At 49.7% G+C, this 13,179-nt stretch carries 8 protein-coding genes; 7 read left to right on the forward strand and 1 reads right to left on the reverse strand.

The window, feature by feature from the left end:
• Window positions 1–106: 106 nt before the first annotated feature.
• Window positions 107–1,123, reverse strand: a complete 1,017-nt coding sequence (locus L6H65_RS09270; protein ID WP_236340354.1) for a substrate-binding domain-containing protein — start codon at window positions 1,121–1,123, stop codon at window positions 107–109.
• Window positions 1,124–1,360: 237 nt separating this feature from the next.
• Here L6H65_RS09270 and L6H65_RS09275 point away from each other — a divergent pair, with 237 nt between their 5' ends.
• The 7 genes from L6H65_RS09275 to sigK all read left to right on the forward strand — a co-directional run bounded on the left by L6H65_RS09275 (window position 1,361) and on the right by sigK (window position 12,861).
• Entirely contained in the window at window positions 1,361–2,692 is a 1,332-nt protein-coding gene (locus L6H65_RS09275; protein ID WP_236340371.1) for an ABC transporter substrate-binding protein, read from the forward strand.
• 122 nt (window positions 2,693–2,814) lie between these two features.
• Entirely contained in the window at window positions 2,815–3,690 is an 876-nt protein-coding gene (locus tag L6H65_RS09280; RefSeq protein ID WP_236340373.1) for a carbohydrate ABC transporter permease, read from the forward strand.
• A 3-nt stretch (window positions 3,691–3,693) separates the two neighbouring features.
• A complete protein-coding gene (locus L6H65_RS09285; RefSeq protein WP_236340376.1) occupies window positions 3,694–4,527 on the forward strand; it encodes a carbohydrate ABC transporter permease in 834 nt (277 codons plus the stop codon).
• A 31-nt stretch (window positions 4,528–4,558) separates the two neighbouring features.
• Window positions 4,559–5,581: a glycoside hydrolase family 130 protein gene (locus tag L6H65_RS09290; RefSeq protein ID WP_236340378.1), complete on the forward strand. Its 1,023-nt coding sequence runs from the start codon at window positions 4,559–4,561 to the stop codon at window positions 5,579–5,581.
• 89 nt (window positions 5,582–5,670) lie between these two features.
• Entirely contained in the window at window positions 5,671–6,627 is a 957-nt protein-coding gene (locus L6H65_RS09295; RefSeq protein WP_236340380.1) for an acetylxylan esterase, read from the forward strand.
• Between the two features lie 112 nt (window positions 6,628–6,739).
• On the forward strand, window positions 6,740–11,671 hold the full coding sequence (locus L6H65_RS09300; protein WP_236340396.1) for a glycosyl hydrolase: 4,932 nt from the start codon (window positions 6,740–6,742) through the stop codon (window positions 11,669–11,671).
• Window positions 11,672–12,162: 491 nt separating this feature from the next.
• Window positions 12,163–12,861: an RNA polymerase sporulation sigma factor SigK gene (gene sigK / locus L6H65_RS09305; protein WP_236340398.1), complete on the forward strand. Its 699-nt coding sequence runs from the start codon at window positions 12,163–12,165 to the stop codon at window positions 12,859–12,861.
• The last annotated feature ends 318 nt before the right edge of the window (window positions 12,862–13,179 follow it).

The following is a 13,179-nucleotide window of genomic DNA, read 5'->3' on the forward strand; positions in this document are numbered from 1 at the left end:
GGATTCAACCTATAAATTCGATTTTGTTACTTTGTTACTTTATTTTTTACTTAACAACAACAAAAAAACCGTCCCTGCAGACGGTTTAAAGTGAAAAAGCATATGTTTAGTTGCTTGCCTCCAAGCGCTGAACCGAGTCTCTGTAAATGATTTTGCCTTGTACGAGCACTCGGCCGTTCCGGCGGCTTGGGTTGGCGATCTTCTCCATAATGAATTTGACCGCAGTCCGTGCCATTTGATCGATATCCACTTCAACTGTTGTCAGGTGCGGAGAGACCAGTGTGGCATAGATGTCATTGTCAAAACCTACCACGGAACAATCGGAAGGAATTTGGTATCCTAATTCTGTAAGCCGTTCGTAAACATTGTATGCAACCTGATCGCAGTTGCAGACGAAGGCTGTAGGCATTTTCTCGGGCAGCTTGATCTCGATGTAGCGGCCGCGCTCGTCACGATCATTCAGCAGCAATCGTTCCTGAAAAGCGAGCCCGTGTTCAAGAAGTGACTTGTAGTAGCCGAGAAAACGATCCTGAATGCTGCTGGTGGAGTAAATATTGCCGACATAGGCGATTTCACGGTGGCCCATGGCAATTAAGTAATTCGTTAGTTCATAAGCGCCGTAGAAGTTGTCCTGGATAATGGAATCGATCTCCGCATGTTCATCATAGAAGTCCAAAAATAATTTGGGCAGGTTCATCGTTTGAACAATATTGATGTATTCCTTGCTGACCTGGCCCAGAATAATGATCCCGTCCACTTTGTTTTCATTATAGACTCTTGGAAAGCTGAGCTGCTCCTCGTCCTCATTGCTAAGTACATTTAGAATGCCAAAATAACCGTAATGCTCAAGATGGAGGGAGATTTGCTGATAAACCCGCAAATAGAAGGAATCATTCATGCCTGTAAACCGTTGCGGAATCATTACGCCTATATTATAGGACAGTCCTTCTTTAATCGATTTGGCGGCGGAATTATAGCGATAGCCCATCTCGCCGGCAATTTTTTTTATTTTAAGCTTCAAACTGTCGCTGACGCCTTCTTTATCGTTAAGCGCTTTGGAGACCGTTACGCTGCTGACTCCAACTTTATCTGCAATATCTTTCATCGTAATGTTGCTTCTCATTACTTACATTCACCGTCCTATACATTTTAAACGGAAGCAGCTTGTTATGCTAAAAACAGTATACATCTATAACCTCAGTATATAAAGTAATTTGTTTCGGATAATTAATTACTTTACTTATTAACTAATATTAAGGGGTGATTTAATTAAATTGTTGACAGGAAAGCGCATACAACATAGAATAAAGAAGTGCTTTATCGATAACTTAAATATTAGTTTAGAAAGGGGTTACGAAAAATGATAAAAAGAAAAGCTACGATCGGTTTAGTAACTGTAGCGCTTGTCGGTTCGATGCTGGCGGGGTGCTCACAGAACAACGCAGAGAATAACCCAACTACCAACACAGAGGGAACGGAACAAACGGGCAAAGGCCCATCTGGTGAAATTACGGTGCTTACCCAACGGACAGACATCGTAGATACGGTGTTCAAAGGTTACGCAACTGAATTTAATAAGAAATATCCGGATGTTAAAGTAAACTTCCAAGCATTGTCCGATTATGAAGGTCAAATTACGGTTCGGATGAACTCCGACGATTATGGTGATGTTCTGCTTGTGCCGACAAGCATTCCATTGGCGGATACGCCTGAATTTTTTGAGCCTCTTGGGGATCTGGCCGAAATGAGCAAGGAATATATCGGTTTGGAAGAAAGAGCGGTTGACGGCAAGGCTTACGGTATTCCAATTGCGGTTAACTTCTCGGGCGTGTTATACAACAAAAAAGTGTTTAATGATGCGGGCGTAACGAAGGCGCCAAGAACGACAGATGAATTCCTCACAGCATTGAAAGCGATCAAAGACAAAGGCAATGCGATACCGCTTTACACGAACTATGCGGATAGCTGGCCGTTGACGCAGTGGGAAGCTGTATTGACTACGGTTGCCGGCAATGTAGACTATGTGAACGTCGAACAGCCGAATACCGATGAGAACTTCGTGCCTGGCAAGCCTCACTATGAGCTGTACAAAGTGATGTATGACGCCGCAAAGCAAGGATTGATCGAGAAAGATCCAACGACAACGAACTGGGAGGCTTCCAAAGCTGACATGGCTAACGGCAAGATCGGCGCCATGGTGCTCGGTTCCTGGGCGATTGGTCAAGTGAGTGCATTAGCGCCGAACAAGGATGACATTGCTTACATGCCGTTCCCGACTAATGCAAGCGAAATTATTATGCCATTGGCTGACGACTACACGCTCGGTATTAATAAAAACAGTGACAACAAAGAAGCCGCAAGAGCATGGATTGACTGGTTCGTTAAAGAGTCCGGCTACTCGGTAGAGCAAGCGGGCGGCATGAGCCCGGTTGTCGGCGCTCCACTTCCGGAGACGCTGAAGCAGTTCGAAGGCACAGATGTGAAGTTTGAGCTCCAGTCCCCTGCAAAGGCTGGACAAGAGGGCTGGGTTGATAAAATCGACAAGGATGCCGAGATTGGCCTCTGGCAGCCGGAATTCAAGAAGCGGATTATCGAAGCGGCCATCGGCAACCTCGATGAGTCCTTCGATGATATTATGAAGGATCTGAACGAAGATTGGGTGAGTTCCCGCGCCAAGGTTGTCGGCAAATAGTGTAACGCCGGGGATGATGTATAACGGCGGCAATAGAGGAGGGAGACGCATGCAGCATGCGTTTCCCTTATATTCGCCACAGTAGAGAGAAGTGCAGAGCAGGACCTTTGGAGGTATGAGTGATGTTTAAGAACCTGAACTATAAAATGCAGCGAAGAATCATTATATTCGCTTTTTCGCTGATCCCGGTCACGTTATTATTCACATTTGCGTACTTGCCGGTTATCAATATGTTCAAATACAGCTTCACCGACTGGAACGGATACAGCAAGAGCTACGACTATGTCGGATTTGAGAATTACAAAACTATTTTTACAGATTCCAAATATTTTTCCGTCTTCAAAGTCAGCTTGTACTATTTTGTCGGCTCATTCGTTCAGATGGGACTGGCGTTATACTTCGCGACGATTCTAAGCACGAGTGTCCGTTTCAAAAATTTTTTTAAAGGGGTCATGTTCTTCCCTTATCTTCTGAACGGCGTAGCGATCGGATTTATCTTTCTGTTCTTCTTCAGGCCTGATGGTACTTTGGATACGTTGCTGCAAAGCGTCGGTCTCGGTGCTTATACACAAGGCTGGCTGCTCAATCCGCATATTATCAATATTTCGCTGGCCGGGGCATCCCTATGGAGATATATGGGATTTAACTTCATTATTTTCCTCGGTGCGATCTCCTCAATCGGCAAGGATGTTTATGAAGCGGCTGAAATTGACGGAGCGAACCGTTGGCATCAATTCCGCCATATCATTCTCCCGAGCATTAAGAGCATTGTGCAGTTGAACTTGATTTTGGCGATTAGCGGCGCAATCAGTGCGTTCGATATTCCATATATCATGACCGGCGGTTCGAATGGCAGTAATACGTTTGTCATCCAGACAGTAACGACAGCGTTTAAGTACAACAAGCTAGGCCTTGCTTCCGCCATGGCGGTCGTTCTGCTCTTCATTGTCGTCATTGTGACCTTGCTGCAACGCTTGTTCATCAAGGAGGAGAAATAACCTATGTATAAATTGAAATACGGGACGGCGGCTGTTTTCAAGTATGCCACCTTGTTGCTTGGCGCGTTTGCCGCACTCGTTCCGATCGCGGTTGTTCTCTTCGCTTCCTTCAAGACGAACAAGGAATACAGCACAACAAGTCCGCTCACGCTCCCGGAGAACTGGTTTAACTTTTCCAACTATACGAAGGCATTTATTAACGGCAAGATGCTGCTGGGCTTCGGGAATACGATTTTTATCGTGGTGATGTCCATCATCGGCGCTACGCTGATCGGCGCGATGATTGCCTATGTGCTTAACCGGTTCCGATTCCGCGGCAGAAACATTTTGATAGTCGCCTTTTTGCTAGCTACGCTGATCCCGAGTGTAACGACCCAGGTAGCTACCTTTCGGATTATCGATTCCCTGAATCTGATGGATACCCGTTTCGCTCCGATACTGCTCTATCTTGGTACGGATATTATCGCCGTGTATATTTTTATGCAGTTTTTAAATTCGATTTCGGACTCACTGGATGAATCCGCGATGCTGGATGGCGCTTCTTATTTCACAATCTTCTGGAGAATCATTTTGCCGCTTCTGGCACCGGCGATTGTAACGGTTATTATCGTCAAAGGCGTCAACATTTACAACGATTTTTACACGCCATTCCTCTATATGCCGAGTGAAAATCTGCAGGTTCTGTCTACGGCGCTCTTCAAGTTCAAAGGTCCTTATGGCTCCCAATGGGAAGTCATCTGCGCCGGTATCATGATTACGATCATTCCGATTATGATTATCTTCCTGTCCCTGCAGAAATACATTTATAACGGCTTCGCGCAAGGATCGGTTAAATAAAATTCTATCATGTTAATAAAGGAGATTATATATGGACACAGTACGCATTATTGGAGAGAATCTTCCGAACATGCCTTGGCAGGAGAAACCAGAGGGGGCAGTTGGCCCGGTATGGAGACATTCCGATAACCCGGTCATCCATCGTAATCCGGTCAAGGGCGTAGCTCGCATTTTCAACAGTGCCGTCGTTCCGTTCGAAGGCGAATACGTAGGTATTTTCCGCGCCGAGTCGACGAATGGCCGCTCGCATCTGCATATGGGCCGAAGCAAGGATGGTTTGAAATGGACGATCGAGGAGAAGCAAATTCCGTTCGTCAACGAGCAAGGAAAGCCATTCCAGCCGAATTACGCCTACGACCCTCGGCTTGTTAAAGTGGAGGACGTTTATTACATCATTTGGTGTACGGATTTCTACGGAGCCGCAATTGGTGTCGCGAGAACGACCGATTTCGAATCCTTCGTGCGCCTGGAAAATCCGTTTCTCCCGTTCAACCGCAACGGTGTCTTGTTCCCTCGCAAAATCAATGGCAATTTCGTCATGCTTTCCCGTCCAAGCGACAGCGGCCATACGCCGTTTGGCGATGTCTTCCTGAGCGAGAGCCCGGATTTCGTCTATTGGGGCAAGCATCGCCATGTGATGAGCAAAGGCGGCCAAGGCTGGTGGCAGTCGGTTAAAATTGGCGGAGGACCGGCTCCGATCGAGACGAGCGAGGGCTGGCTCATGTTCTATCATGGGGTAACCGGCACATGCAACGGTCTTGTGTACAGCATGGGCGCCGTTATTTTGGACAAGGATGAGCCGTCCAAGGTGAAGTACCGTTCCAGCACCTATGTGCTTACGCCGGAAGAGTGGTACGAGGAGCGCGGTTTCGTGCCTAACGTCGTATTCCCTTGCGCCACGCTGACGGATGCGGAGACCGGTCGGATCGCGATTTACTACGGCGCCGCAGACACTTACGTCGGCGTAGCTTATACGACTGCACAGGAAATTATCGATTATGTGAAAGCGACGCATGAAGAAGTCGGCGACGATGCCGAAATCGGCATCATGTAAAGCATCGCAATTCTTATCCTTATAACCCCAATGGAAACGGATAATCGCTTTAATGGTTTATCCGTTTTCTTCTTCAAGGAGGAACGGACTTGGCTAACGATAAAGTAGAAGATTTGCTGAAATATAGAGGAAGCAGCCCGAAGCCGGATGATTTCGATGCTTACTGGGCGCGTGCGCTGAACGAATTGGATGATCAACCTCTTGCCTATGAACTGGTGGTGGCCCAATTCCAAACGCCTTTGGCGGAATGCTATCATCTCTATTTTACCGGTGTCGGGGGAGCAAGAGTGCATGCCAAATTCGTCAAGCCTAAAGCGTCAAACGGGATGGGGCCTGGGCTGGCTTTGTTCCATGGCTATCACTCCAACAGCGGCGACTGGTTCGATAAGGTGACCTATGCGGCACATGGCATCACGGTCATCGCCCTGGACTGCCGAGGACAGGGAGGACTCTCCGAGGACAACCTGGCTGTAAAAGGAAATACATTAAAGGGCCATATTATCCGAGGAATAGATGAGGGGAATGCGGATCGGCTTTATTACCGCCATGTTTTCCTTGATCTGGTTCAGACCGTGAGAATATTGAAGTCTATGGATGGCGTGGACCCGGATAAAATTGGCGTCCATGGCTGCTCGCAGGGCGGTGCCTTGGCCATTGCCTGCGCTGCGCTCGAACCGAGCGTCAAGCTGGCGATACCGGTGTATCCGTTCTTGACCGATTACAAGAAGGCTTGGGAGATGGATGCCACCTCTTCGGCTTATGAAGAAATTGCTTACTTCTTCCGCTTTTTGGATCCGCTGCATACACGGCAGGATGAGTTGTTCCATAAGCTGGGCTATATTGACATTCAGAATCTGGCTGATCGCATAGAAGCAAAGGTTATTTTCGTAACGGGTCTAGCCGACCCGGTCTGTCCGCCATATACGCAATTTGCGACGTACAACAAGATTACGTCCGATAAGGAGCTTGTTGTATATCATGAATACGGTCATGAGTATCTGCCTTTCTTGAGCGATCGCGTGCTGCAGGAGTTGTTGAATCTTTAAGCCAATGCATACTGCCTCGTGCGGGTCCTGAGAGGAGGTGAATTCAACCGATTTCGTTAATCGTTCACGCCTATAATTCTAGCATGGAGAGAGAGTGATCAGGTTGAGACAAATGAAAAAGAGATTCCAACTGCTTCTGGCAGCAGTGCTGACGGCATCGCTTGCTTTGCCGGGTTATGCACCGGCGGCGGCTGCCGCATCGGCATCGGCAGCAAAACCAGCGGCAGTAGGTCAATACAGTGCCCACTGGGCGCAGGAGAGTATTAATAGGTGGACCGGATACGGCGTTGTTCGAGGCTATGCAGACGGTTTATTTCATCCGGGCAATGAGATCACCCGGGCGGAAGTCGTCACTATCCTGAATCGGATGTTCGGTTATTATGCGAAGTCCGACCTGACCTTTGCGGATATACCGGCCACGGCTTGGTATGCGGATGAGTTAAGAAAGGCGAGAGAAGCCGGTTATTATGAAGGCTTCCCGGGCAATCTGTCCAAGGCAGCGGCTAAAGTGACGCGGCAGGATGCGGCAACGTTAATCGCGAAAGTCTTCTCACTTCAAAATGAAAGCGCTAACACTAGCTTGAACTATGCCGATGCCTCTCAAATTAGCGACTATGCCCGCCAAGCGATAGCTGCCCTCGGTGGCGTAATATCGGGTTATCCCGACGGAAATTTCCGACCCCATCAGAATATAACCCGGGCAGAGCTGGTCAGTATGATAGATCGCCTTGTAGCGAAGTATTATAGTGCGGCAGGTTCTCAGACAGGCGAAGTCATTCAAGGGAATGTCATCATCAATCGTAATGATGTAAGTTTGAAGGATGCATCTATCTCCGGGAATCTCTATCTGGCTCCGGGCATTGCTGACGGGGACGTGCATGCGGATAGCGTTACCGTTCAAGGCACTGCGTTTGTATCGGGAGGCGGAAACCACTCGATACATATGAAGCATTCGAGTCTTTCCAAGGTTGTCGTGAACCGTGCTGAAGGCAAGGTTCGGCTTGTTATTTCGGGCGCAACGACTGTGAGACAGCTTTCGGTGAATACCGCCGCTGTGCTGGTGATCGAGGAAGACGCCACGGTCACCAGTCTGGTGGTTGACAGCGGGGCGGCCGGAACGATGCTGGACATTAAAGGTTCGGTCGGTGAAATCTCCGTTGCAGGCAGCGGGATTACCATTAACGGCCAGGTTGTAACGAGCAGCGGCGTATATACGATCAAGGACGGGAAACTTCAACCAGTCACGCCGTCTGCGGGCAGTGGCTCAAGTAGCGGGTCAAATAGTGGCTCAAATAGTGGCTCCAGTAGTGGATCAAATAGTGGCTCAAATAGTGGCTCAAATAGTGGCTCCGGCAGTGGCACAGTGGGCGGCGGAGGCTCCGATAGCGGTACAGTCGGCGGAGGGGGTTCCGGCAGCGGCACAGAGATCGGCGGGGGCTCCGAAAATCCGGGAACAGATGTCCAGGCGATGAACTTGGTTGACGCGCAAGCCACTGCAGAGACGAAGTCGCTGTTCGCATTCTTGAATGAAACGAGAGGCAGGAATGTTTTGTTCGGCCATCAGCATGATACGACGGTTTCCTTCGCAGGCAAGGATGCCCAAGGAAACGTCATCTCTGATGTGAAGAACTCAGTCGGCGATTATCCGGCGGTCTTCGGCTGGGATACGCTGAGCTTGGACGGGCGTGAGAACCCGCCGGGCGTGGCAGGAGATTATGAGGCAAGCCGCATCGCACTGTCGAAGGCGATGCGGCAGGCTTATGACATGGACGGCATCGTGACGCTGAGCACGCATCCGTATAATTTTGCGACCGGAGGCAGCTTTAACGATACAAGCAACACGGTCGGCGCGACACAATCGGTTGCAGCCCGCATTTTACCAGGTGGTGATAAGAATGCCGATTTCCGGGAGTACCTGGATCGGATTGCTGCCTTCGCCAACCAGCTGAAGGATGATAGCGGCAAGCTGATTCCGGTCCTGTTCCGTCCGTTCCATGAGCAGAACGGCAGCTGGTTCTGGTGGGGCGCGGCAACAACGACGAAGAGCGAATATAGCGAGCTGTACCGGTACACCGTCGAGTATTTGCGCGATTATAAGCAGGTACGCAACTTCCTGTACGTTTTCTCACCTAACGGGCCGTTCAACGGCAATGAGAATGAGTACTTCACTACGTATCCGGGCGATGAGTTTGTTGACATTCTAGGCATGGATCAATATGACAACAAAGACAATGCCGGAAGCGAGGCTTTCCTGAGCGGTCTCGTGAAGGATTTGAAAATGATTTCCCAAGCGGCTGACCGCAAAGGGAAGGTGGCTACGCTATCGGAGTACGGCTACAGCGCTGCAGGTATGAAAACAATCGGAAACAACGAAACGCAATGGTTTACTAAAATCGCCAATGCGATCAAAAACGATCCGGATGCCCGGAGAATCGCGTATATGTTGACCTGGGCCAACTTCGGCGAAGGCAATAACCTGTACGTGCCTTACAAGGACGTAGCGGGCAAGGGCAGCCATGAGCTGCTCCCGGATTTCATTTCCTTCTACAACGATTCGTATACATCGTTCGCGGGAGAGTTGTCGGGTCAGAATGTTTATGGGAGAAAGCTCAACACGGCTGCTGAGCAGCCGCTCATGCATATCGTCACGCCGACCAATATTGGAACGGCAAGCGAAGCGCCTACCGTTATTCGTGCGAGGGTGCTGCACACTTTGCCAAGCAAGGTGACCTATGCAATCGGGCAGGATGGCCCGGAGGCTGAGATGACGCTGGATGCCGATGGGTACTATTCGGCGGACTGGATGCCGACAGCGGCATTGAACGGCAAATCCGTGGGAATTACCGTTCGGGCTTACCAAGCTGGCGCCAGTACGCTGGAGCAAACCATTACAGCGTTTGTCAAAGTACGTGAGCTGGCAGTGAAGCGATTTACGTTCGACACGGTGGACAGCCTGCAGGCGATACAGAATAACGGCACTTATCCAGCCTCCATAGCAATGGAGCTTGCGCATGTTATGCAAGAAGAGAACGGCAAGCTGGAATTGAAGCTGGCAAGCGGTTTGAATGCAGCAGATACGTGGCAGGAGCTCAAGCTGCAGCTTACCGCTGCGGGTCTAAACGGCGTTAATCTCGCTGACGTCAAGCGGATTAAGTTCACGGCGCTCATTCCGGTATCCTCCGGTAGCGCGGGAGCTGCCGTCCAGGCGGTCGCCATGTATCCGGAAGACTGGGGCATCAAATACGGCGAGGATGCAACAAGACAGACGCTGGCGGATTTGAAGCAGGTGACAGTCTCAGGCACTTCCTACTACAAGTATGACGCTGTCATTGAGTTGAATGACGCCGTCGCGGCTGCGCAAGCATCAGGCCTTGCCATTTCGCTCGTTGGCAGCGGATTTGCGGCGCCGGAACCGGTATCCATTCTTGTAGACGATCTCGGCTTGTATAATGCTTATACCGCTCCGATACTTGACACGGGTCTGGTGGACGACTTTGAGTCCTACAGCGGGTCTACCGACGCGGCGGTGGCTAAATATCCGAAAGCGGGCGGGGATGATGTGAGCGTCTCGCTGGGCTCGAAGCACAAGGCTGCCGGCGACTACGGAATGAAGCTGCAGTTTGCCGTCAATACGGCAGGCTATACGGGCATAGGCAGAAGCTTGGGAACGGTGAATTGGTCGGACAGCAATGCGCTGCAACTGTGGGTACATTCGGATGCGGGCAGCTCCATCGCCAAGGAAGGCAAGCCGCTCAAACTGGTTATTCAGACGATGATCAACGGAACCGCGTATGAAGCTTACCCGGTACTGGAGCCTTCCAAGTCGTACCATTTGACGATCCCGTTCAGCGATTTTGTCGTGGCTCCTTGGAGCGCAGGCGGACCGGTGACGAAGGAAGGTCTGGAGAAGGTCACGAATTTCAGCATTTATATTAATTCCATGGATAATGGCAGCCATAGCGGCATCCTTTATTTCGACGACATTCGTGCCGTTCATGATGCCAATACCCCTGAGCTTCCGGACTCCGGCAATGGAATGACAGGAACTCCTGCGGGCGTGCTGTATCCATTCCAGGCGGCTTCAGATATCAATGCGTGGAAGATCGAAGGCAATACCGCACAAGCACAAAACATGGCCTACGATGATGCTGAGAAGACGCTGACCGTCGATTTTCCGCTTATGAATACAGGGCAGAATGCCACAACGAAGGTATGGAACGAAGAGTTCGAGCTATCGACGATTCCGTCCGGACTGAATCTGACGGGCATGGGCAGCTTGACGGCTAATGTCAAATTAAGCGCAGGGACGGTCAAAGCCAGGTTGTTCATGAAGAGCGGTACGGGCTGGGCATGGGTGGACAGCGGCAATCCGGTTGCTATCGATTCGGCAGGCTACACAGCACTAACCATCTCCTTGGCGGATGCGGCTAAAGTGAGCGGTGTTGATTTGAAGGATATTAAAGTTATCGGGATCAAGATTGAAGAGATTGGCAACGACGGGGGAACGGCCAAGCTGCATCTGAAGGATATATCGCTTCAAGCGGTTCAGCCCGTGGTCGCTTACGGCTTTGAACAGGATGTGGAAGGCTGGGCGGGGAACGCGAGCAGCCTGACCGTTACGCAGGCTGTTTATACCGAAGGCAGCGAGAACTATAATGTTCTCAAGACGGCAGCATTGTGGCAGAATGGCGGAGAATTTTTGGCTGTCAGCACAATGGCGGACCTTGATCTCAGCAGCTTTAAAGGCATTGAAGCGAAGGTGAAAATCGACACTGCTGCCGAGAATGTTCAAGCGAAGCTGTTTCTGCAATTGCGGGGTTATAAGGTGTGGATTGATTCTGGGGCTCTAGCAGCAAATGACGCAGGCTTTACCACGTTGCGGATCGATTTCTCGAACATGACTCCGATTGCAAGCAGCGGCGAGCCAGCCTATCATGCAGATGACTTGAAGTCGGTGAACGCCGTTGGGATTCAACTTGTAACGCCAAGCGGCGGAGCAGGAGAAGCAACACTATACATTGACGAAGTAAAAGCCTACAACTGAGGTTTTTAACAGCGCACATGAACGATGAAAATAAGACTACTGTCCGTGAAAAGGCAGTGGTCTTATTTTTTGTTAAGAGGCTTTAACGATTGCTTTTTTCAATCAGTTGCTTGTTTTCCATCATATCTTGTGTATGCGTCTTCGTACGGTCCGCGATTGGAGAAGATGGCGGACGATATAACCGAGGACATTCAGGGCGCTTGGAAGCTTCATGGCATAATCTAAATTTCACATGGCCGACACTGCGTTCTCAACTTGAGAGGACGTACATCCAACAGAATAATTGGAATTCACTTATCCTGCTCATATAAATGTAGCATAGAGGTCTGGTATTGCCGTTTCGCCTCGGTAGAACGAACTATGCGTCCGGCCAAGGCAGTCGATAAATCATGCACATCTGGGCCGCTGCCTACATAGAATGAAGAACCGACTTAATGTGCACCGGGGGGAACAGGTTGTCCCCGGTAATCCAGCCTGGGGGTGTACGGTTCATGGGATTGTTTGCGACGATAGCACTGTTCATCAAACAGCTGTCACTGCTCGTATCGTATGTGAAGAACAACGCTTTTCCGCAGCCGCTTCATGAGGAAGAAGAGATGAAGCATCTGAAGCTGATGGCGGAGGGGAACCAGCATTCGCGCAATCTGCTTATCGAGCACAACCTGCGGCTGGTGGCGCATATCGTCAAGAAGTTCGATAATACGGGGGAAGATCTGGAGGATCTGATCTCGATTGGCACAATCGGCCTCATCAAGGCTATCGAAAGCTTCCAAACGGGCAAAGGCACGAAGCTCGCGACATTCGCGGCGAGATGTATCGAGAACGAGATTCTTATGCATTTGCGTTCCTTGAAAAAAACGCGTAAGGATGTTTCCTTGCATGATCCAATTGGAACTGACAAAGAGGGTAACGAGATTACACTAATAGATATCCTTGGCACGGAAGCCGATGATGTCGCAGACAGGGTCCAGCTGAAAATCGAGAAGTCGAAAATATACAAAAACCTCGACATATTGGATGATCGGGAAAAGGAAGTCGTCGTCGGCCGTTTCGGTCTGGTGCACGGGGGAGAGGAGAGGACACAGAGAGAAATCGCCAAGGAACTGGGCATTTCACGCAGCTATGTGTCGCGGATCGAGAAGCGGGCGCTGATGAAGCTGTATCATGAGTTTTATAAGGTAAAGCGATAGCGGATGAACGTCATCTCGAATGGGATGGCGTTATTTGCTGACTCATAAAGGGGTTTCTCCCGCGTTAAACGGTTATAATTCTTTTTTGCGAAATATGGAGTCACCGATAATGAATACAGGTTTAGAAGCACTACGATCTCAATTTGAGAAATCGCAGTGCTTTTTTAGCAGAACATATAGTTGCTGACAATCTGAGGTCGCTGTGAACCATCATAATGGAGGAAAGACATACGGGAGTGAGTAAAGTGGATCAGCCGATATATCGCCTACAGTATTTCTAGGCAGGAAGAACTAGGTGGAATGTCGAATTCCCAATTT

The organism is Paenibacillus plantiphilus (assembly GCF_927798095.1).
GTDB lineage: Bacteria > Bacillota > Bacilli > Paenibacillales > Paenibacillaceae > Paenibacillus_Z > Paenibacillus_Z plantiphilus.

What these genes read in the sequence shown, in the direction of transcription:
- L6H65_RS09270 (WP_236340354.1), bottom strand. Translation starts at nt 1,123, where the DNA reads ATGAGAAGCAACATTACGATGAAAGATATTGCAGATAAAGTTGGAGTC.
- L6H65_RS09275 (WP_236340371.1), top strand. Translation starts at nt 1,361, where the DNA reads ATGATAAAAAGAAAAGCTACGATCGGTTTAGTAACTGTAGCGCTTGTC.
- L6H65_RS09280 (WP_236340373.1), top strand. Translation starts at nt 2,815, where the DNA reads ATGTTTAAGAACCTGAACTATAAAATGCAGCGAAGAATCATTATATTC.
- L6H65_RS09285 (WP_236340376.1), top strand. Translation starts at nt 3,694, where the DNA reads ATGTATAAATTGAAATACGGGACGGCGGCTGTTTTCAAGTATGCCACC.
- L6H65_RS09290 (WP_236340378.1), top strand. Translation starts at nt 4,559, where the DNA reads ATGGACACAGTACGCATTATTGGAGAGAATCTTCCGAACATGCCTTGG.
- L6H65_RS09300 (WP_236340396.1), top strand. Translation starts at nt 6,740, where the DNA reads ATGAAAAAGAGATTCCAACTGCTTCTGGCAGCAGTGCTGACGGCATCG.
- sigK (WP_236340398.1), top strand. Translation starts at nt 12,163, where the DNA reads ATGGGATTGTTTGCGACGATAGCACTGTTCATCAAACAGCTGTCACTG.